Annotated in this window: 17 protein-coding genes; 10 read left to right on the top strand and 7 right to left on the bottom strand. The window is 70.9% G+C overall.

What is annotated here, in order from left to right:
- Positions 1-195: 195 nt before the first annotated feature.
- The 3 genes from FOF48_RS10330 (at position 196) to FOF48_RS10320 (ending at position 2,818) form a co-directional block, all read left to right on the top strand.
- The gene (locus FOF48_RS10330) at positions 196-1,119 is read left to right on the top strand and encodes a DMT family transporter (RefSeq protein WP_370456560.1); all 924 of its coding nucleotides are present in this window, start codon (positions 196-198) and stop codon (positions 1,117-1,119) included.
- 76 nt (positions 1,120-1,195) lie between these two features.
- The gene (locus FOF48_RS10325; protein ID WP_143900428.1) at positions 1,196-2,170 is read left to right on the top strand and encodes an MBL fold metallo-hydrolase; all 975 of its coding nucleotides are present in this window, start codon (positions 1,196-1,198) and stop codon (positions 2,168-2,170) included.
- Positions 2,171-2,206: 36 nt separating this feature from the next.
- Positions 2,207-2,818 carry an MOSC domain-containing protein gene (locus FOF48_RS10320; RefSeq protein ID WP_143900426.1) on the top strand — a complete coding sequence of 204 codons (612 nt, stop codon included), beginning with the start codon at positions 2,207-2,209 and terminating at the stop codon, positions 2,816-2,818.
- 15 nt (positions 2,819-2,833) lie between these two features.
- Here FOF48_RS10320 and FOF48_RS10315 read toward each other — a convergent pair whose 3' ends face one another.
- Both FOF48_RS10315 and FOF48_RS10310 read right to left on the bottom strand, forming a co-directional pair.
- Positions 2,834-4,324, bottom strand: a complete 1,491-nt coding sequence (locus FOF48_RS10315; RefSeq protein ID WP_255442035.1) for a DUF3943 domain-containing protein — start codon at positions 4,322-4,324, stop codon at positions 2,834-2,836.
- 232 nt (positions 4,325-4,556) lie between these two features.
- The gene (locus FOF48_RS10310) at positions 4,557-6,038 is read right to left on the bottom strand and encodes a pentapeptide repeat-containing protein (RefSeq protein ID WP_186001851.1); all 1,482 of its coding nucleotides are present in this window, start codon (positions 6,036-6,038) and stop codon (positions 4,557-4,559) included.
- Positions 6,039-6,082: 44 nt separating this feature from the next.
- Between FOF48_RS10310 and FOF48_RS10305 the strand changes: the two genes are divergently transcribed.
- Together FOF48_RS10305 and FOF48_RS10300 are read left to right on the top strand one after the other, a co-directional pair.
- Positions 6,083-7,045 carry an RluA family pseudouridine synthase gene (locus FOF48_RS10305; protein ID WP_143900420.1) on the top strand — a complete coding sequence of 321 codons (963 nt, stop codon included), beginning with the start codon at positions 6,083-6,085 and terminating at the stop codon, positions 7,043-7,045.
- Between the two features lie 30 nt (positions 7,046-7,075).
- A complete protein-coding gene (locus tag FOF48_RS10300; RefSeq protein WP_143900418.1) occupies positions 7,076-9,649 on the top strand; it encodes a penicillin-binding protein 1A in 2,574 nt (857 codons plus the stop codon).
- A 30-nt stretch (positions 9,650-9,679) separates the two neighbouring features.
- Here FOF48_RS10300 and pyrF read toward each other — a convergent pair whose 3' ends face one another.
- Positions 9,680-10,537 carry an orotidine-5'-phosphate decarboxylase gene (gene pyrF / locus FOF48_RS10295; RefSeq protein WP_143900417.1) on the bottom strand — a complete coding sequence of 286 codons (858 nt, stop codon included), beginning with the start codon at positions 10,535-10,537 and terminating at the stop codon, positions 9,680-9,682.
- 13 nt (positions 10,538-10,550) lie between these two features.
- Positions 10,551-11,312: an SDR family NAD(P)-dependent oxidoreductase gene (locus tag FOF48_RS10290; protein WP_143900415.1), complete on the bottom strand. Its 762-nt coding sequence runs from the start codon at positions 11,310-11,312 to the stop codon at positions 10,551-10,553.
- A 193-nt stretch (positions 11,313-11,505) separates the two neighbouring features.
- On the opposite strand from FOF48_RS10290, the gene FOF48_RS10285 reads away from it, so the two are divergent.
- Positions 11,506-11,862, top strand: a complete 357-nt coding sequence (locus FOF48_RS10285; protein WP_143900413.1) for a GatB/YqeY domain-containing protein — start codon at positions 11,506-11,508, stop codon at positions 11,860-11,862.
- A 1-nt stretch (position 11,863) separates the two neighbouring features.
- On the opposite strand, the gene FOF48_RS10280 is transcribed toward FOF48_RS10285, so the two are convergent.
- The gene (locus FOF48_RS10280; protein ID WP_143900411.1) at positions 11,864-13,678 is read right to left on the bottom strand and encodes a hypothetical protein; all 1,815 of its coding nucleotides are present in this window, start codon (positions 13,676-13,678) and stop codon (positions 11,864-11,866) included.
- A gap of 169 nt (positions 13,679-13,847) precedes the next feature.
- Positions 13,848-15,344 carry an arylsulfatase gene (locus FOF48_RS10275; RefSeq protein WP_143900409.1) on the bottom strand — a complete coding sequence of 499 codons (1,497 nt, stop codon included), beginning with the start codon at positions 15,342-15,344 and terminating at the stop codon, positions 13,848-13,850.
- Between the two features lie 241 nt (positions 15,345-15,585).
- On the opposite strand from FOF48_RS10275, the gene FOF48_RS10270 reads away from it, so the two are divergent.
- Positions 15,586-16,551 carry a hypothetical protein gene (locus FOF48_RS10270; RefSeq protein WP_143900407.1) on the top strand — a complete coding sequence of 322 codons (966 nt, stop codon included), beginning with the start codon at positions 15,586-15,588 and terminating at the stop codon, positions 16,549-16,551.
- A 48-nt stretch (positions 16,552-16,599) separates the two neighbouring features.
- Here the strand turns inward: FOF48_RS10270 and FOF48_RS10265 are convergent, their stop codons facing one another.
- Positions 16,600-18,969 carry an arylsulfatase gene (locus tag FOF48_RS10265; RefSeq protein ID WP_143900405.1) on the bottom strand — a complete coding sequence of 790 codons (2,370 nt, stop codon included), beginning with the start codon at positions 18,967-18,969 and terminating at the stop codon, positions 16,600-16,602.
- Positions 18,970-19,435: 466 nt separating this feature from the next.
- Between FOF48_RS10265 and FOF48_RS10260 the strand changes: the two genes are divergently transcribed.
- From FOF48_RS10260 to FOF48_RS10250, 3 genes are all read left to right on the top strand, one after another.
- Positions 19,436-20,401 (top strand): CorA family divalent cation transporter, encoded by a 966-nt coding sequence (locus FOF48_RS10260; RefSeq protein ID WP_186001850.1) that lies wholly within the window; start codon positions 19,436-19,438, stop codon positions 20,399-20,401.
- A gap of 329 nt (positions 20,402-20,730) precedes the next feature.
- On the top strand, positions 20,731-21,732 hold the full coding sequence (locus FOF48_RS10255) for an HAD family phosphatase (RefSeq protein ID WP_255442033.1): 1,002 nt from the start codon (positions 20,731-20,733) through the stop codon (positions 21,730-21,732).
- Positions 21,732-22,634: a bile acid:sodium symporter gene (locus tag FOF48_RS10250; protein WP_143900399.1), complete on the top strand. Its 903-nt coding sequence runs from the start codon at positions 21,732-21,734 to the stop codon at positions 22,632-22,634. The genes FOF48_RS10255 and FOF48_RS10250 overlap by 1 nt, the downstream gene beginning before the upstream one ends.
- The last annotated feature ends 113 nt before the right edge of the window (positions 22,635-22,747 follow it).

Below are 22,747 nucleotides of genomic sequence, written 5' to 3'. Positions count from 1 at the left end.
TGCTGAGCCAAAAGCCCCACGGCGCCGGACGCGGGTGTCCAGCCGTGGGCAGCGCCATCCGCGCGGGCCGCGCGACGCTCACCGCGCTGGACGGGCGGGTTCCACGGGCTGGAGGGCGTGATGCCGCCGGGCGTCCCCGCCCTCCCGGACGTGGCGGTGTTCTTCAGCCCTTGAAATGAAATGGGAGGTCCAGCGGTGAAGCAGGGAAGCGAGGGGGCGCGATGGCAGGCGGACGGGGCGTTGGTGCTCCTCTGCGTGTTCTGGGGCGCGACGTTCGTGGTGGTGAAGGACGCGCTCTCCTTCGCGGATCCCTTCACCTTCCTCACCCTGCGCTTCGCGGTGGGCACGGCGGTGCTGGCCCCGCTCGCCGGCCGGCGGATGTTCGAGCCCGGCACGCTGAAGAAGGGCCTGCTGCTGGCGGTGATGCTGTTCCTGTGTTTCGCGCTCCAGACGGTGGGGCTCACGGACACCACGCCGTCGCGCGCGGCGTTCCTCACCGGGCTCAACGTCCTCTTCGTCCCGCTGCTGTCGGTGGTGCTCCTGCGGCGCCTGCCGCGGTGGGGCACCACGGTGGGGGTGGTGCTGGCGGCGGTGGGCCTGTACGCGCTGACGCGGCCCACGGAGGCATTGGCGAGGCCCGGGGCCGTGGGCGGCCTGTCGCTGGGCGACTGGCTGTCCGTCGGGTGCGCGGTGACGTACGCGGGGCACATCCTGCTCACGGAGCGCTTCGCTTCGCGCGACGGCGTCCGGGGGCTGGTGGCGGTGCAGCTGGCCGGGGTGGCGCTGCTGTCCGCGCTGTGCCTGCCGTTCGTGGAGCGCAAGCTGGAGTGGACGCCGCCGCTCTGGGGCGCGGTGCTGGTGTGCGGCGTGTTCGCGAGCGCGCTCGCCATTGGCATCCAGACGTGGGGCCAGGCGCGCACCACGGCGGTGCGCGCGGCGCTCATCTTCGCGCTGGAGCCGGTGTTCGCCTCCGTCTACTCCGTGGCGGTGGGCCGCGAGGTGCTGGGCGCGCGCGAGTGGGGCGGGGGCGCGCTCATCCTCGTGGGCGTGCTGTTCTCCGAGCTGGGGCCCGTGGTGTGGGACGGGTGGCGGTCGCGGGTCCGCACGCCCGCCGCCTGAGCATCCGGCGCGGGGCCCCAGGCCCTCGCGGCCGGGGCGTGGAGGGCCGGGGCGCGCTATAGACAGCCCCCATCCCATGAGCGTGGAGCTGAGACGAAACGGGCTGCACCTGACGGGCACGCCCCTGGCGCTGGACGCGAAGCGCAAGTCGCCGCTGTCCTTCGTCAGCCATGGGCACTCGGACCACATCGCCCGGCACGAGAGCACCATCGCGACCGCGGCCACGCTGCGCTTCATGGCCCACCGGCTGGGGCCGGTGTCGGCGCCGCTGTCGGTGCCCTTCCTGCGGCCGTTCGAGCTGGGGCCGCTGCTGCTGGAGCTCCTGCCCGCGGGGCACATCCTGGGCAGCGCGCAGCTCCGCGTCACCCGCGCGGATGGCCGGCGCATCGTCTACACGGGGGACCTGAACACCGCCCCGTCGCTCACCGCGGAGGCCACGGAGGTCGCGACCTGCGACACGCTCGTCATCGAGTCCACCTTCGGTCATCCGCGCTACCGCTTCCCGCCGCGCCCGGAGGTGCTGGGGCAGGTGGAGACGTGGCTGCGCGCGCAGCTGAACCGGGGCGTGACGCCGGTACTCCTGGGCTATCCCCTGGGCAAGAGCCAGGAGGCCATGAAGCAGCTCGCGGGCCGGGGCTTCCAGCTGGTCGCGCACCCGTCCATCTTCGAGGTCGCGGAGCTGTACGCGCAGCTGGGCGTCCCCATCGAGAACCTGCGCCGCTATGACGGCCGCGTGGAGCCGGGCGAGGTCCTCTTCTTCCCGCCGCACCTGGCGCGCGGCGGGGCCCTGGCGCCGCACTGGCCCCGGGCGACGGCGGTGCTCACCGGCTGGGCCCTGGACCCGGGCGGCGCGCGGCGCTACGGCGCGGACGTGGCCTTCCCGCTGTCGGACCACGCGGACTTCCCGTCGCTCCTGCGCTACGTGAAGGACACCGGGGCCCGGGAGGTCATCACCTGCCACGGCTTCGCGGAGGAGCTGGCGCAGGCGCTGCGGGACGCGGGCACGGACGCTCGCCCCCTGGGCAAGCCGCAGCAGATGGCCCTGTTTTGATTTCGCCGCTGGGACGTGTTGGAAGGAGCGCCTGTCATGACCGCCCCCGCTCCCTCGCTCACCGGCCATCTCGCCAACGTGCTGCTCTGCACGGACGCTGAACCGAAGCGCTTCGTCACCCGGGAGGTCCCCGAGGTGAAGGTGTCCTTCGAGGGCATCGTCGGAGACCGGCACGCGGGCCTCACGCGGCTGGCGGACGTGCGCGTGCCGTGGTTCCCCAAGGGCACCGTCATCCGCAACACCCGGCAGCTGTCGGTCGTGTCGCGCGAGGAGCTGGCGGAGGTCGCGCTCGCGCTGGGCGTGCCGCACGTGCTGGCGTCGTGGCTGGGCGCGAACCTGGAGCTGGTCGGCGTGCCCCAGCTGACGCACCTGCCGCCCGGGACGCGGCTGTTCTTCCCGGAGGACGCGACGCTGGTGATGGAGGGGGAGAACCAGCCCTGCGTGCACCCGGGCCGCGTCATCGAGGCGCACCACCCGGACCTGAAGGGGCTGGCGAGCCGCTTCGTGAAGGCCGCGTGGCGGAGGCGCGGCCTGGTGGGCTGGGTGGAGCGGCCGGGCCTCATCCGCGCCGGCGACGCGGTGCGGGTGATGCTGCCGCCGCCGGTGACGTACTCGCTGCCCGCCGCGCCGCGCGAGCAGGTGGGCTGAGCCCCGCCGCTGCCCTCAGTGCACGGACATGAAGAAGCGCAGCTGGTACGTGTCCTTCGTCACATCCGGGAAGGCGCTGAAGCGGCTGTGGCGCTGGAAGTAGTTGGCCTCCACGCCCAGGCCCAGCCAGCGGTGGATGGGCAGGTCCAGCTGGAACTGCGCGGTGCGCACCTGGTGCGAACCGCTGGAGCCGTCCACCACGATGAGGTGTGACAGCCCCAGCTCCAGCGACACGATGTCCCACGCGCCGCGCGCGTAGGCGACCTGGAACTGGAAGCCGCCGCCGGAGCAGTAGTCGTAGTTGCGGCCCTCGGTGCCGCTGTGCTCGGAGGAGATGCCGATGAGGATGAGGCCGTCCAGCAGCAGCGCCGAGCGCAGCGTGGAGTCCCCGGGGAGCTGGTGCAGGTACAGCGGGCCCACGGCGACGGACTGGCCTCCCAGCTCATACGCGAAGGTGTCCACGTACGACAGCTGCTGGAACAGGCCCAGGCGCAGCCCGTCGCGCTCGCCCTGCGCCAGCGACGTCGCCGTGAGCAGGCCCTGCAGCCGCGCGTAGCTCACCAGGTTGTGCTCCTGGGTGGTGAACTGCGCGCGCGCCTCGAAGGCGTCGAACGGGCGGCGGTAGGCCCCCCGGAACGCGTCCCCGTAGCGCAGGGAGAACTCGGCGAAGTACTGGTTCTTGCCCCCGGCCAGGGACCCGCCGTCGTCCAGCCGGAGGTAGCCCAGCGTGCCCCAGCTCGCGAAGTACGTGGGGGTCCAGTCCCGGGGCGTGGGGTGGTGGCGGGACACGTCGCCGCGCAGCAGCCGGTTGACGCCGCGCACGGGGCTGAGGGCCCCCGCGCCCAGCTCGTGGAAGAAGCGCTTGCGCCCGGTGGCCTCGGTGTCGAGCACCATGGAGGACAGCCGGTAGAAGGCCTCGCCCATGGCCGAGCCGCCCAGGGTGGTGTTGATGAGGTCGTTGATGGACGGCGGGAACACCTCGCCAAACAGCTCCCACTGGAGGCTGCCCAGGAGCGTGAACGGCACGGAGGCGGCGTAGGAGAAGCCGTTGTCCCGGGCGGCCGCGTAGTAGAAGCTGCCGTTGTACGGGTGCGCGAACTGGTTCTCGGAGAACCCGTCCCCGTCCCAGACGAAGCCCGTGCGCAGGTTGTTCTTCCACGTGTGCAGGTCCACCCGCGCCCAGACCTTGCCGCCAATCGTCCGGTCATAGGTCCACAGCGCCAGGTTGACGGCGGTGACCTCCGCCAGCGCGCGCCAGGGGTGGTGCCGGGGGTGGGTGTCCTCGTCGAGCTCCTCCTCGGGCTCCTCCTCCCGCTGGGGCGCGTCCGCGGGCAGCGGGGCGTCCTGCGCGAGCGGCGCGAGGGCGGCGGGCAGGGACCACGCCGGGGCCTGCGCGAGCGCGGCGCCCCACGGCAGGGTGAGCAGCAGCAGGACGCAGGGCGCCCACGGACACCGGCCTCCGCCCTGCTGCGGCCTGTGCGCGCCACGCTCCATGACTTCGCCCACGTCTCCGCTGGAGCCGTCAGCTCCCGCGCGACGCCCGCCGTGCCCCAGGGCGCAGAGATAGGCAGCTTCCTTCTGGGAGGCGCCCCTCCCCATGGGGAGGGGAGATGACGGGATTCCGGTGTCCCGGGCACGGCGGGATGGAGCCCCAAGCAGAAGGCCCGGCGGGAGGCGCCTTCGCGCTCCGACCGGGCCTTCGTCATGCATCACCTTCCGCGGCGCGGAAGGGCCGGCGTCACGCGTCCGGCGACTGGACGATGAGCTTCTCCTTGCCGCACACGTCACACCGCACGTGCACGAACAGGTCGTCGTCGCTGTCCTCGGGCACCTCGCCCTCGGGCACGCCCAGCTCCGCCTTGGCCAGCGCCGCCACCTTGGACGGGATGTCCTGCGCCTTGAGCGACTGCACGTAGGTCATCTCGCGCTCGTGGCACTCGCGCACCTCCGGGCCCGCGAGCCACGGCGGCTCCATGCCCTCCGGCAGCCGGCTGAGCAGCTCCAGGTTGGACACCGACTCCGCCAGGTACGCCAGGCGACGCAGGCGCGCCTCCTCCGGCAGGGCCGCGAACACCTGGAAGCCCTCCAGCAGCGTCTGCCGGTCGTCGCCCGTGGCCGCCTGCGCCAGCTCCATGGACGCCTCGGCCGAGTCCAGCGCCTCTTCCCAGTTGTTCTCCGGGTTGAAGCCCGCCTCCAGCAGCGACGTGTACAGCTGCGCGGCGGCCAGCCGGCGGCGGACCTCGTGCAGGTGCTCCACCACCTCGTGCGTCAGGCGCAGCTCCAGCAGCGCCCCCGTGGTGCGCGGGTCGATGGAGCCCGTGAGGTCGTCCACCTCCACCTCGGCGCGCAGCTCGCCCTTGAGCTGCTTGGCCGCGGCGAAGCGGAACAGGGGCAGCACGCCCACCTCGCGCAGGTACACCGCCGCGACGTTGGCCTCCTTGCCGCCCATGCGCAGCGCCTTCTGCGCGCGCTCCACCGCGCCGGGGTCCGCCGCGGGCTTCTTGTTCTCCAGCCGCGTCTTCACCGCCTCGCGGTAGAGCGTCTCCAGCGAGCTGCCCGGCGGCAGCCGCTGCGGCAGGAGCGGGCGCAGGCCCGGCACGTCCAGCACCCAGAGCGGGGGAGCGCCCACGTGCTTGAGCGCCCGGAAGAAGAGCGAGCCCGGCGGATCCTGCGGCCGGAACGGGGGCAGGTCGTCCGGGTGCGCGGAGCCCGCGCCGTCCATCGCGCCGCCACCGCCGCCGTGCGACTGGCCGAGCATCTTCTCGCGCTGCTCGCGCGTGAAGGCCGTGATTCCCTGGACCGGCGGGGGCGGGGGCGGGGGGGCTTCCTCCCCATCCAGGCCCGTCACCCGGTCCATGTCCACGTCGTCCAGCTCCAGGTCCTCCAGACCCTTGGCGCCGGTGAAGTCACATCTCAGGAGCTTCAGCTTCTCGAAGGTACAGCCTTCCAGGTTGGCGCCGCGGAAGTCGCAGTCCTGCAGGCGGCCTCCGTGGAAATAGGCGTTGGAGAGGTCCGTGTCCCGGAAGTTCATCTTCGACAGGTCACAGCGCTCCCACTCGGAGCCCACCAGTCCGAGCCCGGACAGGTCGGCGTTGGCGGAGAACAGCTGCGTGAACGTGGCTCCCGTGTGGTCGTTGGCCACCTGTCCGGACTTGCGCAGGCGGTTCCACTCGGCGGAGCCGCTCTGGAGCAGCTTCTCGATAGTTGGGGCTTTCGGCATGGACCGCGAATTATTCGTGTGGTCTGGTCCAGGCGCCAGCACAAATGATCGAGTACCGAATCGAAGCCGACACCGTCGGGATGCGGCTGGACAAGCACCTGCGCAAGCGGATGCCCAACGTCCCCGTCAGCCACCTCTTCAAGATGATCCGCACCAAGAAGGTGCGGGTCAACGGCAAGCGCGCGCAGCCGGAGCAGTTGCTCGCCGAAGGAGACGTGCTCACCATCCGCGGCACCGAAGAGCAGCTCACCCTGGCGGAGCGTCCGAAATCGGACCGTCCGCCCCCCCCGCCGCCGCCCGTGGACCCCTCACGGCTGGTCATCCTCAAGGAAGACGACTGGCTCATGGCCGTGGACAAGCCCAGTGGCATGGCCGTCCATACCGGCAGCGGCATCACCGGGGGCACCCTGGTGGACTACGTGCGGGCCTACCTGGGCCCCAAGGCCACCCGGAACGACTTCACCGCCTCCCCGGCCCACCGCCTGGACCGGGAGACCTCCGGCGTCATCCTGGTGGCCAAGCGCCGCCCGGCGATGGTCCATTTCACGGAAATCTTCACGAATGGCCACCCGAAGAAGCGCTACCTGACCCTGGTGAAGGGGAAGATGCCCAAGGACTCAGGGGTCATCGACCTGCCGCTCGCCGAGCACCAGCAGACGGCCGAGTCCAAGGCCCGTCGGGGAGTGAACATGCAGGAGGCCGTCACCCGCTGGAAGGTCGTGCGCCAGTCGAGCGAGGCAGCCCTCCTCTCCTGCACCATCGAGACCGGGCGCACGCATCAGATAAGAAGGCACCTGGTCGCCGTGGGCCACCCGGTGGCGGGTGACAAGAAGTACGGAGACTTCGCCTTCAACCGCGACGTGCGGGCGCGCTGGGGGCTCAAACGTCTGTTCCTGCACGCCGAGCGCATCGAATTTCCGCACCCCGAAGATGGAAGGAAGGTCGTCGTGGAGACCCCGCTTCCTCCCGAACTCACGGACGTGCTGAAGCGGGCGGCGCTCCTCTAAGCCTTGAGCCCAGGACTCGACAGAACACGCATGTCCGACCCGAAGACTGACCGCAGCGGCAAGAAGCTGGTGCTCGACGGCGTTCCGCCCAAGCGCAACATCCTCGTGCGCTTGATGAAGCTCGTCGCCGTGCTGGGCCTGATGGGCGCCACCGCGGGGGCGCTCGCCATCGTGGCCGCCTACTACATCTTCTCCGCGGGGCTGCCCGCCATCCCGAAGGTGGACGAGTACTGGCCGCCCATCGTCACGGAGGTCTACACCGACGACGCCGTGCTCGCGGGCGAGTTCTACAACGAGCGGCGCAAGGTGGTGCCCTACGAGCGCATCCCCAAGCGGCTGGTGCAGGCGTTCATCGCCAGCGAGGACTCCAGCTTCTTCGACCACTTCGGCGTGGACGTGCTGGGCACCGCGCGCGCGGTGTCCAAGACGGTCCTGACCAAGCTGGGGCTCCGGGGCGGCGGCGTGCAGGGCGGCTCCACGCTCACGCAGCAGACCGCGAAGGCGGTCCTCATCTCCGCGGAGGGCTACAAGGAGGCCACCGCGAAGACGCCCAAGCGCAAGATTCGCGAGGCCATCCTCGCCTTCCGCCTGGAGCAGGCGCTGACCAAGGAGGAGATCCTCTACCTCTACTTGAACAACGTCTTCCTCGGGCACCACAGCTACGGCGTGCAGAGCGCGGCGGAGAACTACTACCGCAAGGACGTGCGCGACCTGACGCTGGGGGAGATGACGCTCATCGCGGGCCTGCCCCAGGCGCCCAGCCGCTACTCGCCCTTCCTGCGCCCGGAGGCCGCGAAGAAGCGCCGCTCCTACGTGCTGGGGCGCATGCTGATTGAAGGGATGATCTCCAAGGCGGAGCACGACCAGGCCGACGCGGAGCCGGTGAAGGTGTACCCCGTGGAGGACGTCTTCCACGAGTTCGCCCCGTACTTCGTGGAGCAGGTGCGCAAGGACGTGGTGGACCGCTACGGCAACCCCGTGCTGCTGAAGGAGGGCCTCAAGGTCTTCACCACCATGGACAGCGAGCGGCAGCGCGCGGCGCAGGACTCCGTGCTGAACGGCCTGATGTCCGTGGACAAGCGCCAGGGCTGGCGCGGCCCGGTGCTGCAGCTGGCCACCGACGGCGAGCGCAAGGCCTTCATCGACAAGGCGAAGAAGGCGATGGGCAAGGAGCAGCTCGTCGAGAACCGCCTCTACGTGGGCGTCGTCAGCCGCATCGACGACGACGGCAAGGGCGCGGACGTGCAGGTGGGGCCGCACCAGGGCCGGCTGCCGCTGCTGGGCATGCGCTGGGCGCGCAAGGTGAACCCGGAGGGCTACTACCCGGCGAGCATGATCACCTCCGTCAAGAAGGCCCTGGCGGTGGGCGACGTGGTGGTGCTCCGTCACGTCGCGAAGAAGGAGCTGACGGATGACAAGGAGCAGTGGGACCGGAAGCTGGCGGAGGAGATCCCCGACGAGGGCCTGAAGCTCTTCCGGCTGGAGCAGACCCCGGAGGCGCAGAGCGCGCTGGTCTCCATTGATCCGCACCGCCAGTACCTCACGGCGATGGTGGGCGGCTACGACTTCGACGACAACGAGTTCAACCGCGCCTTCCAGGCGTGCCGCCAGCCGGGCAGCTCCTTCAAGCCGTTCGTGTACTCGGCGGCGCTGGAGCAGCTGGACTGGACGGAGGCCACCGTCATCGTGGACTCGCCCATCGTGGAGCACGACCCGGACAACAAGGTGTCGTGGAAGCCGGCCAACTACAGCGAGGAGTTCGTGGGCGACGTGCTGCTGCGCACCGCGCTGGTGAACTCCATGAACATCCCCGCGGTGAAGACGTTCGGCGCGGTGGGCGTCCACAACATGGCGGACTGGGCGAAGAAGCTGGGCATGACGACGCCCATGAACATGGACTTCTCCGCGGCGCTGGGCTCGTCCTGCGTGTACCCGTTCGACCTGGCGAGCGTCTACGCGACCTTCAACCGCTACGGCCGCAAGAAGCCCACGTACTTCATCCGCAAGGTGGAGGACCGCTTCGGCCGCACGCTGGAGGACCACACCGCGTTCGACGACGCGTGGGCCCCGCTGCAGGACCGCGTGGCCGCGGGCTACGCGCGCCTCTTCGAGCCGGGCGAGCAGGTGATGAGCCCGGAGACGGGCTACATCCTCACGCACCTCTTGCGCGGCGTGGTGCTCCAGGGCACCGGTGGCCCGGCGCAGAAGCTGGGCAAGCCGGCGGCGGGCAAGACGGGCACGACGAACGACTCCTTCGACGCATGGTTCGCCGGCTACACCAAGGACCTGGTGACGGTGGCGTGGGTGGGCTACGACCTGAACCCGCACCCGCTGGGCCGCTACGAGACCGGTGGCCGCGCGGCGCTGCCCATCTGGCTCAACTACATGAAGCGCGCGCTGGAGGGCCGGCCGCAGCCGGAGTTCTACCCCTGGCAGTCCATGCAGCTGGCGCGGCTCTACATCGACAAGAAGACGGGCAAGGTGTCCAACCCCGGCGCCAAGGGCGCGGAGCTGATGTTCTTCAAGAAGGGCACCGAGCCGAAGGAGGCCGTGCCCGACAAGAACCAGGTCGGGGTGGATCAATTCATGATGGGCGCGCAGTAGGCCGCGCGCTCCATCCGGTGGCAGTGCCCCTCAGGCGCCTTCGCGAAAACCACGCGAGGGCGCCTGATGTGCTTCCAGGGCCCGCTTCAGCGCGGCCACGTCCGGTCCCGCCTCCAGCACCGAGCGCGCGGCGGTGGGCAGCACCTGCCGCTCGCGGCCGGAGAAGAGCTTCGGCAGGTCGCTGAAGCCCGCGCCCTGCGAACCGATTCCCGGCGTGAGCAGCAGCGCGCCGCCCAGCCGCTCCACCACGTCGCGGTCCGCCGGGGGGAGCGTGGCGCCCATCACCGCGCCCGCGGGGAGCACGCCGGGCCCCGCCTTCTCGTTCAGCTCGCGCAGGCCGTCCGCCACCGCCTGGGCCACGGTGCGGCCGTCGCCGCCCACGGCGTTCTGCACGGGCACGCCCTCCGGGTTGGACGAGCGCACGACGACGAAGGCGCAGGCGCCGTGGGCCCGCGCGCGCTCCACCGTCTTCGCGAGCGCGCCCAGGCCCAGGTACGCGGTGAAGGTGGCGGCGTCCACGTCGTAGGCGCTGCCCTCGCCGAAGAGGGACTCCGCGTAGGCGTCCATGGTGGAGCCGATGTCGCCGCGCTTCACGTCCAGCAGGGTGAGGGTGCCGGCGGCGCGGAAGCGCCGGAGCACGCGCTGGAGGACGACGAGCCCCTCGGGGCCGTGGCGCTCGAAGAACGCGCTCTGCGGCTTCACCACCGCGAGCGTGTCACCGGCCGCGTCGGCCAGGCGCTCGCAGAAGTCGGACAGGCCCTGCGCGGTGTCCGGCAGCCCCCAGCGGGCGAGCACGTCGCGCGAGGGGTCCAGCCCCAGGCAGAAGGGCGAGCGCGCGTCGGCGAGCTTCGCGAAGCGCTCGGCGAAGGACGTCAGTGGGGTCGTCATGGGCGGGCTCCTCTCACTTCAAGCGGCGCGCGGTGGCGTCGAACAGGGGGTTGGGCATGGCCTTCAAGAGGCGCATGGAGGTGGCGAGCTGCCAGGGGAAGCTGACCTCCGTCTCACCCGCGAAGATGGCGCGGCCCATGCGCGCGACGGCGTCGTCGGTCTCCATGAGGAAGGGCATGGGGAAGTGGTTCTTCGCGGTGAGCTCGCTCTTCACGAAGCCCGGGTAGACGCACGTCACGGCGACGCCCGTGCCCTTCAGGTCCACGCGCAGGCTCTCCAGGAAGGTGGCGAGGAAGGCCTTGGACGCGGAGTAGGCGGCATGGCCGGCCAGCCCCCGGTGGCCCGCGAGGCTGGAGATGCCCACCACGTGGCCCCGGCGGCGCTCCACCATCTGGGGCAGCACCGCGCACAGCGTGGCGGCGGCGCCGGTGACGTTGGTGTCGATGATGGCGCGCGCCTTGTCCCAGTCCATGCGCTTGCCATGCGTGGGGCCGCCGACGCCCGCGTTGGCCACCACCAGGTCCAGGCCGCCACACTCCGCGTCGATGGCGCGGATGCGCTCCTGGGCCGCCTCCGCGTGGGTGATGTCCATGACGATGGGCTCCACCGTGGCGCCCGCGGCCTGGGCCTCCGCGGAGAGGGCCTGCAGCTGAGACAGCCGCCGGCCCGTCGCGAAGACGCGCAGGCCGTGCTTCGAGAGCCACAGCGCCAGTCCACGTCCCAGCCCGCTCGAGGCGCCTGTCACCAGCGCCGTCCGGTAGGTCATCTCCGCCATGCCGTCCTCCAGGGGGTGTCGCAGCGCCCGCCTTGTCGCACGGTTGCGCGCCCAAGGGCACGCAAAACCCCGCCCCCTCACCGCGGGACGAGGTGCGCGCGTAGCAGCGTTGACAGCCTGGAGGGTCGGACGGTCGACTCTCGTCCCCGGGTCGACGACCGCATCCGGAGGGAGGACTGGCATGGCAGGGGACATGAGAACCGTCGCTGAATGGAAGTCGACGCTTCGCGCCGCCCTGAAAGAGGCGCTGCGCACCCGGAGCGCGCTGGCTTCGGCCGTCCTGCGTGAGACGCTCGCGGCCCTCGACAACGCGGAGGCTCCCGACGTGAGCGTCGCGCCCCCCTCCGTCCGTGGCGCCGTCGCCGGAACCGCCGGTGGGTTGGGGAGTGGGGAAGTGCCCCGCCTGGAGCTGACGCCGGACGCCGTGCGGGCCGTCATCGCGCGGGAGATTCAAGAGCGGCGGGAGGCGGTGGCGCTCTACGTCAGCCTCGGAAGACACGACGAAGCCAACGCCTTGCAGGTGCAGCTGGACGTACTCCTGGCGCTTTGACCTAGCGGAACGGCGGCACCGGCTGGCCCTCGAACCACGCCTTCGCGTTCAGCAGGTGCAGGTCGTGGTGGCCGGGCCTCAACTCGATGCCGCCCGTCACCACGCCCAGCGTCGTCAGCAGCGCGCCCGTGATGTTGCCCTGAACCAGGTCCAGGTGGCCGTCCAGGGAGAAGCCCTCGCCCTTCGCCTTCAGCTCACGCAGCTGGAGGCCGCGCTCGTCGATCTGCACCTGCCCCGTCACCTCCACCTTCGGGATGTTGAGCAGGGAGGTGACGAAGGCGGGCAGCCGCTTCGACGAGGTGATGAGCGCGACCAGGGGCTGCGTGTCGGTGAGCTGGCTCGAGAAGCGCGCCCTCAGCACCGTGGGGGACAGGGTGAGGCTCGCGCGGGGCAGGCTGAAGGTGCCGCTCCAGGCGCGGATGGGCACCGGGCCATTGGAGGACACCTGGCTCAGCTTGAGCGTCGTCCCCGCCAGCCCCAGCTCCGTCATGTCCAGCGAGAGGTGCCGGGCATCGACCTCCACCTCCGCGCGCAGCAGGACCTTGTTCTCGCCCATGCGTCCGGTGACGAGGTCCGTGTCCATGCGCAGGGACAGGGAGTCGCGCGTCCGCTCGCCCTTGGGCGGCTCCTCGCTGCGCACCGTCACGTGGCCGGAGTCCACCTCCAGCGTCCGCCCCAGCCAGGGGTTGAGCACGCGCAGGTCCAGGGGCTTGCTCTTCGCCACTCGCAGCGCGGGCTCCAGGTCCATGCCCGGTCGCCCTTCGCGCCGCCGCGCCAGCACGGTGAGGGCCACCTCCGGTATCTCCACGCTGTGGCCCTGGGGGCCCGACACTCGCACCGGCGTGAAGGCCATCCGCAGCGTCCCCGACGGCTGCTCCCGCGGCTGCGCGTCCATGGCGGCGTGGACGGTCCACGGGGCTTGGATCCGCATGGGCCCCGCGCGCACGTCCAGCTCCGCGCCGGAGGCCGTCAACCGGCTGCCCGGCTCCAGGGTGTTGCGCCGCATGCGCACGTCCAACTCCACCCGTCCGGCGCCGCCGTGGAGGGACACCGGAGCGCTGGCGCCCAGCTGCTCGTTGATCCAGTCCAGCGGCAGCACGTCCACCTTCGCCTGGAGTTCGCCGCTCAGCGCCTGGGACAGGTCGTGGCCTTCGCCTTCCTGGAAGGGCGCGTCGAGCAGTGCCCGCGAGGCCAGCGACTCCAGCCTCGCGACGCGCTGGCCGTCCACTTCGATGAAGCCCTCGCCCACGCGCACCGACGGGAGGTCCACCCTCAGGCGTTCGCGGGACTGGAGGTCCAGCGTGCCCGTGACGTCCAGGCCTCCCACGAAGCGCACCCGGCTGAAGTCCAGCTCGCGCACGTCGTGCAGCGTGACGTCCTCCAGGAGGATGACCCAGGGCTTGCTGACGGGGCCCGGCGGGCCCTCGGGCAGCGAGGACGGCTCCAGGTGGAAGCTCGCGCCGTGCCCGTCGATGCCGTGCACCTCCACGCGCTTTCGCAGGAGGCCCGTCAGCGACATCCCGGCCTCCAGCGCGTCCACCTCCACCTTCCACCAGACGTTCGAGTCCTGCTGGGTGAGGGTGAAGTCCCGGAGGTGGAGCCGGCCCACGGGCCACAGCCACCACGCGCTCCGCCACGTCAGCTGCGTGCGGTCCGTCGAGCGGCGCATGATGGCCTGGGTGACGCCCGCGTTGAGCGCCACGTTGATGGCCACCTCCAGCACCGCCACGGCCAGCAGGGCCCACAGCGCCGCGCGGCGCCACCGCTTGGTGCGAGGCGCTGCGTCCTGGGGGGCCGGGGGCGGGGAGTCGGTCATGTCGCGAGGTTCCGGGAGGGAGCCTCCGGATGCCTCAACGGCCCGGAGCGCACAAGCAGACTCTCCCGGGCGGCGATGGATTGGAAACACCCGGCTGGCGGCCTGGGACGGCCCGCGGGGCTCCACCGCGGGGCGCTCGGCCCGGGCGGTGGAGCGCCGTTCCTGTCCTTCAGTGGATGGGCGCGGCCCCGTTCTCCAGCTTCGCCATCACCTGATCAATGGAGAAGCTGGCCGGATGCTGGCGCGAGGGAAACGCCTGGAAGGTGGCGAGGAAGCGCCCCACCAGGGCCTGGGCGGGCACCAGCACGAAGGAGCGGTCCAGGAGCCAGGCGAAGTAGCCGACGGAGGACTCGGCGCGCTCCAGCGGATCCGCGCGCAGGTCGAAGATGAGCGGGACGCGCCGGCTGGTGAAGGGCTGCGACCACACCTCGATGCCCGTGGCGTCCTGTTCCTCGAAGACGAGCTTGAAGCGCTTGTAGCGCATGGCGACCAGCTCGCCGTCGTCGCCGAAGTAGAAGAACTCGTCCCGCCGGGTCTCGCCCTTGCCCGACAGCAGCGCCGTCTGGTCGTAGCCGTCCAGGTGGACCTTGAAGTGCTTGTCGCCCGCGTCATGCCCCTCCAGCAGCTTCTGCACCACGTCGGGCTCGCCCGCGGCGGCCAGCAGCGTGGGCAGCCAGTCCTCGGAGGAGAACAGCTCGTTGAACTGCGTGCCGGGCTTCACCGTGCCAGCCCAACGCACGAGGCAGGGGGCCCGGAACGCGCCCTCCCAGTTGGTGTCCTTCTCGCCGCGGAAGGGCGTCGTGCCGCCGTCGGGCCACATGCTCGTCATGGAGCCGTTGTCGGTGGTGTAGATGATGAGGGTGTCATCGGTGATGCCAAGCGCGTCCAGCTTGGAGAGCAGCTGCCCCACGTGCCCGTCGTGCTCCACCATGCCGTCCGGGAACAGCCCCAGGCCGGTGCGGCCCTGCGACTCCGGCCGCAGGTGGGTGTGGATGTGCATGCGGGTGGTGTTGAACCAGACGAAGAAGGGCTTGGCGTCGGAGTGGGCCCGGTCGATGAAGTCCAGCGTGGCGCCCAGGAACTCCTCGTCCACGGTCTCCATGCGCTTCTTCGTCAGCGGGCCGGTGTCCTCCACCGTCTGGCCGCCCTTGCCGTCCGCCTTGCTCTTGAGCACGCCGCGCGGCCCGAAGCGCTTCCGGAACTCGGGGTCCTTGGGGTAGTCCACGTTCTCCGGCTCCTCCTCCGCGTTGAGGTGGTAGAGGTTGCCGAAGAACTCGTCGAAGCCGTGGACGGTGGGCAGGAACTCGTCGCGGTCGCCCAGGTGGTTCTTTCCAAACTGGCCGGTGACGTAGCCCAGGGGCTTGAGCAGGTCCGCGATGGTCGGGTCCTCGGGCTGGAGCCCCACCTTCGCCCCGGGCATGCCCACCTTGGTGAGGCCGGTGCGGAAGGGACATTGACCGGTGATGAAGGCCGCGCGGCCCGCCGTGCAGCTCTGCTGGGCGTAGTAGTCGGTGAAGAGCGCCCCCTCCTTCGCCAGCCGGTCGATGTTGGGCGTGCGGTAGCCCATGACGCCCAGGTTGTAGGCGCTGAGGTTCCAGTAGCCGATGTCGTCTCCGAAGATGACCAGGATGTTGGGTTGCTTCTTCTTCGCTGCCTTCGTCGCCATGGGGACACGCTCCAATCGTTGTCCCTAGGGGTGGGGACGCGACGGACCGTGGACAATCAGGAGCCGGCATTGAGGGTGGCGGGTGCCCGGTTGGCGTTGCCGCCCCAGGGGGTGGGGCGCGCGGGGCGGGAGAGGCCGGCCTGCCTGGGTGTCCTTGCCGCGGCCCTCGTGCCTCCGCAGCGTGTGAAGGGAACTCTCTTCATTCGCGGGTGCAAGGCCCGCGAGAAGGTGGGGTGTTTCCATGGGCATCGCGCGGCGCACGGGGCCCTTGGAGGCACTTCGCAACCTGGCCCTGTCATTGGAGCGGCTCGCCGCGAGCGAGGCCGCCAGCGGCGCGGTGCGAGGCGCCGCCGACGGGCTGCGCGACGAGCTGCCGGAGTTCGACGGGCAGCTGCGCTCGCTCATCCAGGACGTGCTCACCGTGCTGGGCCGGCTCGCGCATGACGCCGCCGAGCGCGAGCAGGTGGAGCCCGCGGCCGCGGCCCATGCGCTCGCGGGCGCGGCCATGGAAGGGGCCCTGGAGGCGCTCCAGCGGGAGTGGCGGGACGGGGGGCTGCCCCTGCACGCCTTCATGGTGCGCCTGGGCCAGCTCTTCGATGAAGCGGTGAAGTTCGCCCACTCCCGGACGGAGGAGATCCACGCACCCGGTGAGCGCGCCCAGGTGATGGCCCGGGGCGTGGTGAAGGCCGCCACCGCGCAGCTCCACGAGTCGCTGCCCCTCCTCACGAAGGACGTGCGTGCGCTGGCGCCGCTGGGCGAGGAGGTGGCCGCGAGGGTGGGGCGGGGACTGGTGGCGGGCATCGAATCGAAGCTGCGCGAGGACTCGGGGCTGCTGGTGGGGTGGGTGGAGCGCGCGGGCCAGGACCTCGTGCGCGGGCTGGCGGCGGGCCTGCGCGAGGAGCTGGCGGCGAGCCCGGGGGGCTCGGGGGGCTCGGGTGAGGCGCTGACGTCCTCCCTGGAACGGCTCGCGGAGCGGACCGCCGCCGCGACGGTCCGGGGCGCGGGGGGCGCGCTCGCGGATGAAGGCCGACGCTGGCGTGAGGTCCCGCGGAACCGGAAGCGGCTGCGGCGGGCGAGCCGCGAAGTCACCGTGGGGGCGCTGGAGGCCCTGGGCGCGCGGCTGCGCCGCCCCCTGCTGACGGTGGCGGGCGCGGGCAGCGCGCTCGTGGCGCTGACGGTGCTGTCCCTGCGCTGGCGCGATGCCTGAGGCCGTGGCGCGAAGGCGTGGCATGCGCCTTCGCGCCGGGCGCTGACGTCAATCCAGCCGCACGTGCTGCTCCAGGCGCTCCGCCGGGGTGAGCTCGCGGTTGGCGTTCTCCAGGTCGAAGTCGAAGGTGACGTATTCGATGCGGCCGGTGAACCGGAAGGGCATCCGGTCGCGGTACTTGGGGCTCACGGGGGCGCGGTGGTCCATGCCCACGTCCATGCACTCCGTGCTGAAGCGGGCGCGGGTCTGCCGCTCCAGATGCAGCCCCCCCACGTCGCGGCCGTTGATGAAGAGCCGCACGCTGGCGGGGCCCCCCAGGGTGGTGGACTCGTTGGTGAACGCCAGGGACAGCTCCACCTGGCCGGTGGGCACCTTCTGCGACGACACCACCTCCGAGCGGACCATGTCGAAGAAGTTGTAGTGGTACACCAGCCGCTGCTGGTCCATGTAGAGCGTCCAGCCGCCCACGTCGCCGCCCAGGCAGATGATGACGCCCTCGGCGCCGTCCTCCGGGATGTCCACCCCCGCGGTCAGGGTGTAGCTGACGTTGTGGGTCTTCGGGGCGCTGCCCTCCGGCAGGTACGTCATGCCCTCGTAGAACGTCACCCGCTTGCGGCCGTGGAACCAGCTGGGGCGCAGGCTCACGTCCGCGCGTTCGACGAAGCGGTCATCCAGCGGGAGCACGTCGTACTTCGCGGCCTCCACAATGAAGAGGTCCTGGAGCTCGCGCAGCTTCTTCGGGTGCTGGGCGGACAGGTCCTGCGCCTGGCTGAAGTCCCGGCGCAGGTCGTACAGCTCCCAGCGGTCCGCGTCGAAGTCCGCGCCGCCGATGTTCACCCACGGCAGCCGCCCGTGACGGCACGACGCCATCCACCCCTCGTGGTACAGGGCGCGGTTGGCGAACATCTCGAAGTATTGCGTGGTGCGGTGGCTGGGCGCGTCCGCGTGCTTCGCGTCGAAGGTGTAGGCCAGGCTCACGCCTTCGATGGGCTTCTGCGGCACGCCGTGCATCTGCGTGGGCTCCGCGATGCCAATCACCTCCAGCAGCGTGGGGAGGATGTCGATGACGTGGTGGAACTGGAAGCGGATGCCGCCCGGGTCCTCCACCTCGCGGGGCCAGGAGACGATCATCGGGTTGCGCGTGCCGCCGAAGTGCGAGGCGATCTGCTTGGTCCACTGGAACGGCGTGTCGCCGGCCCACGCCCACCCGACGGGGTAGTGCGGCGAGGTGCCCGGCAGGCCGATGTCGTCGATGCGCGGCAGCAGGTCCTCGATGTCGGGCGTGTCGCCGCCCAGCACGGCCATCTCATTGAGGGTGCCGGTGAGGGAGCCCTCCGCGCTCGAGCCGTTGTCTCCGATGATGTAGAGGACGAGCGTGTTCTCCTCCTCGCCCAGGTCCTGGAGGGCTTGCAGGACGCGGCCCACCTCGTTGTCGGCGTGGGAGAGGAAGTCGGCGTAGTTCTCCATCAGGCGCAGGTAGAAGCGCCGCTCTTCCGGCGTGGCGTCCTCCCAGGCGGGGATCTCCTTGGGGCGTTCGGTGAGCCGGGTGCCGGGGGGGATGACGCCCAGCTCCAGCTGCCGCTGCCACACCTGGCGGCGGTATTCGTCCCAGCCCATGTCGAACTTCCCCTGATGTCGGCCGCGCCAGTCGAGCGGGGGCTGGTGCGGCGCGTGCGCGGCGCCCGGGGAGAAGTAGGCGAAGAAGGGGCGGGCGGGGGCGATGGACTTCTGCTGGCGCATCCACTGGATGCAGTCGTCCGCCAGGTCGCGCGTGAGCTGGTAGCCGTCCTCCGGCGTGCGGCCGGCCTCCACGGGTTCGGTGCCCCGGTAGAGGGCTGGGTAGAACTGATCCGTCTCTCCGCCGATGAAGCCATAGAAGGTGTCGAAGCCGCGCTGGGTGGGCCAGTTGTCGAACGGGCCGGCGGGGCTGGTCTGGTTGTCGGGGACGTTGTGGTTCTTGCCCCACCAGCCGGTGGCGTAGCCGTTCTCGCGAAGGATCTCCGCGATGGTGCAGCAGCTCTTCGGGATGATGCCGGTGTAGCCGGGGAAGCCGGTGGCCACCTCTCCGATGTTGCCGGACGACACGCTGTGGTGGTTGCGCCCGGTGAGCAGCGCGGCGCGGGTGGGCGAGCACAGCGCGGTGGTGTGGAACTGGCAGTACTTGAGTCCGCCCCGCGCCAGCCGCTCCGCGACGGGCATGTCCACGAGTCCGCCGAACGCGCTGGACCAGCCGTAGCCCACGTCATCCAGCAGCACGAGCAGGATGTTGGGCGCCTTGTCCGGGGCGGGTTGCAAGGGTGGGTAGTCCGCCCGGGAGTCCTTGTAGGTGAGCCCGATGCGGGCCTTGGGGAAGCGGTATTCGGGGCGGGGATAGACGGTGTGGTCCACCCGCAGGGGGAAGCGTGGTTTCCGGGCCATGGGGACGGGGTCCTTTCACGTCGAGGTTTGTCCCTAGGGGTGGGAACGCGGCAGGCAATGGACAATCAGGAGGAGGCAGCGGGGCCTGCCCGTGGCGGCCTGTCATCGCCGACCGCGCGGGAGGGGCTGGCGGGACGGGGAGGGCGTGGTGGGCGTGTCTCGCCCCGGGACACGCGGAAATCGGCCGACATCGACGGTGCATCCGCCTGCACAGGGCCAACTGGCGGCCATGACCCACAAGCGGTGACGGCCATGGTGTGGCACCAACGCGGCGCCCCGTCCGCCGCCAAGGGGCAGGGCCTTGTTCCCTTTGGCGCGCGGCAGACGCTCGAACGCTGGGCCGAGGGAACCTGGTCGCTCGATCCGGGGTGAGCAGTCGCCGGGCGGCAGGCTGATGGGCCGCCTGGGACCTTGGTCCTCCTGGGGTTCCTCGCCACCTTCCACGCAGGACGCGGGGGAGGCGGACATGGATGAGCTTGGGGAGACCTTCGCGTTCCTGCTCGATGACCAGGGGCGCGCGCGTCCTCTTCCGCTGGACGCGCTCCCGGAGTGGAAGCCCTCGGATGGACACCTCTGGTTGAACCTGCCCCCGGACCTCCCCGACCTGCCTCGCGCCCTGGAGCAGCTGCTCCACCTGTCCCCCGAGGCGCGGGACTCCCTGCTCGCTGAAGTGAACCGCGTCCGCATCGACGTCATCGGCGGAGATCAGCTCGTGCTGCTGATGCTCCACCCGGACGTCGTGCACGTGGACGCTCCGCAACGGACGCTGCGCATCTTGGGGACGGTGGATCGCAGCGTCACCGTCGCCGCCGCCGACCAGCCCGCCATCGCCGACCTGCGGCGGAGGCTGGCCTCGGGCCGGGGCCCCCAAGCCTCGGAGCTCTTCATCACCTTCGCTGGCACCGCCCTCGCGGAGTCCGCCCTGCGTCTCGCCGACCTGGATGACAGGCTATCCGAACTGGAAGCCCGCTTCGAGGAGCGCCGCGACGAGGACGCCAACGCGGAGCGGCTTCGCAGGCTGCGCCGCATCCTCGTGGAACAACGCCGCTTCGTCTCCCTCTGCCGCGACGCCGTCGTGCGCGTCGGCTTGCTCGACGTGGACTGGTTGCACGCCCAGCGGGACCAATTGAAGGATCACGCCGCGCGGGCCGGCTCCATCGTCAAGGAGCTGGATGCGTTGGTTGAACGTGCGCGCATCCTCCGTGAGGACGAGAAGGCCCGTCAGGACGCCAAGAGCCAGCGCATCCTCTACCTGCTCACCATCATCTCCGGCGTCTTCCTGCCGCTGTCGTTCATCACCGGCCTGCTGGGCGTCAACCTGGGCGGCATGCCCGGCACGCAGTGGAACGGCGCGTTCTTCCTGCTCGTGCTGGTGCTCATCGTCATCGCCGTCGTGGAGTGGCGGGCGCTGCTTCGCCGGGAGGTCGTCTGAAGGCAGGCGGCGTCCCTCGCCTGCGGACAGAGGACTGCGACTCCCGGGGCCGTGGGCGCGGCCTCTACTTCCTCACCAGCTTCATCCCGGGCGCGGCACAGGCGGGGGAGAACACGATGGCGGGAACCCGGACACGCTGGTTGCTGCCTGGGTTCATGGGGGGCCTGTGCCGCGCCGCTTCCTCCCGTCGCCGGAGGCTCCCGTCCTTCGTTGACGGGCGGGCACAGCAGGCCCTCCTCCCTCTGCCTCCATGCTTCATTGTGGAGTGACGGGGCCGGTCCCACACTCCTCGGGGTGGCGTCCGGGGGATGGCGCGACAGGAGGCGACCGTGGCACGACCCATCCGCGAAGGCCTTGACCCTCGGACCTGCCTGCTCTGGGCGTTCGTCCTCCTGGTGTCCGCCCCGGTCCAGGCGCTCGCCGCGGATCCGCTGCCCTCCTGGAACGAGGGCCCCGTGAAGCAGTCCATCATTGACTTCGTCACCCGCTCCACCACCGAGGGCGACCCGGGCTTCATCCCCCCGGAGGAGCGCATCGCCACCTTCGACAACGACGGCACGCTCTGGCAGGAGAAGCCCGTCGTCCAGGGCGTCTTCCTGCGCGAACAGGTCAAGGCCCTCGTGAAGAAGGACGCGTCGCTCGCGCGAAAGCAGCCCTTCAAGGCCGTGCTGGAAGGCGACCTCGCCCTGCTCTCCTCCATGGACGAGCCCCAGTTGATGGCGTTGTTCGCCGCCGTCCACAAGGACACGACGCAGGTCGCGTTCGCGGACGAGGCGCGTGCCTTCTTCAAGACCGCCCGCCACCCGAAGTTCGGCGTGCCGTACACCCAGCTGGCCTATGTCCCCATGCGGGAGTTGCTCCAGTACCTGCGCGCCCACGGCTTCCAGACGTGGATCAGCTCGGGCGGCGGCACCGACTTCATGCGCGTCATCTCCGAGGAGACCTACGGCATCCCGCCCCAACAGGTCATCGGCAGCGACCTGAAGGAGAGCTTCGACGAGAACCACGGCCACCCCGTGCTGCGCCGCGAGGCGAAGGTGGACCACATCAATGACAAGGCGGGCAAGCCGGTGGGCATCGAACAGCGCATCGGGCGGCGGCCGGTCTTCGCCGCGGGCAACGTCCGCTCCGGCGGCGACATCCAGATGCTCCAGTACACGAAGGAGCAGCCCCGCGCGGGCTTCGCCCTGCTCATCAACCACGACGACGCGGAGCGCGAGTTCGCCTACTCGGAGAAGAACGAGGCGTCGCTGAAGGCCGCGCGCGAGGGCGGCTGGACGGTGGTCAGCATGCGCCAGGACTGGAAGCGCATCTTCCCGGAGGGCCCCTGATGCATGCCTTGCAAGCCCTCCTGGGGCTGATGCTCCCGACCGTCATCGTCGCGCTCGGGTTGTCGCAGGGCCTGTCGTGGCACCTGGGGGACCTGAGCCAGGGCGCGCGGCAGCCGGCGTTCGTCCGGGGGCTGGTGGTGTGTCTGGTGGCGGTGCCGGCGCTGGCCCTCCTCGTGACGAAGGTGCTGCCGCTCCAGCCCGTCGCGGCCGGGGTCATCGCGCTGATGGCGTTCTGCCCGGGGCTGCCCATGGCCCTCAACGCCGTGTCCCAGCAGAAGGGAAACCTGCCGCTGGCCCTGGCGCTGTCCGTCACCCTGTCGCTCATCGCCATCGCGCTGCTGCCGCTGTCGCTGGCGTTGCTGGAGCACCTGTTCCCCCTGGTCATCCAGACGCCGCCATACCGGACGCTCCTGGCCCGGGTCATCCTCCCGTTCTTCGTGCCGTTCGCCCTGGGCATCGGCCTCCAGAAGGGCGCCCCGCGCTGGGCGCGGCGGCTGCTCAAGCCGGTGAAGGTCTATTTCAACATCGCGCTGGGCGTGGCCGCCGTGACGATGCTCGTCGCCGGCCTGCCGCTGCTGAAGCACCTGAGCCTCTGGAACCTGGTCGCGATGTTGGTCGTGACGCTGGGCTCCGCGGCCCTGGGCCACGTGGCGGGCCGGCCCCGGCCCGAGGACCGCACGGCGCTGGCCCTCTCCGCGGTGCTCGGCAACCCGGCCTTCGCCTTCTGCCTGGGCGGCAGCACCTACCCCATGAAGAACCTGCTCGCGGTCATGGGCCTGTACCTCGTGCTCCGCACCCTGGCGCTGGTGCCCTACCAGCTCTGGAACAAGCGCCACCAGGCGGCCGGGCGCGGCGGCGGGCCGTCGCTGCCGGCGGGCCGGCGGGCGCACGCGGGCGCGTGAGCGTGCCTGTCCTGGAGAGGATGGCCGCAACGCACCCAGGGCGGTGATGCCGCGAGGCGCGGGCGCCTCCACCCTTCCTTGCGCCAGGTGTCCGCACGCACGCGGCACGGCAG

This window comes from Corallococcus sp. Z5C101001, assembly GCF_007352635.1.
Lineage (GTDB): Bacteria > Myxococcota > Myxococcia > Myxococcales > Myxococcaceae > Corallococcus > Corallococcus silvisoli.
The sequence above is the reverse complement of the archived record's forward strand: the minus strand, read 5'-3'. Positions and strand labels throughout refer to the sequence as shown.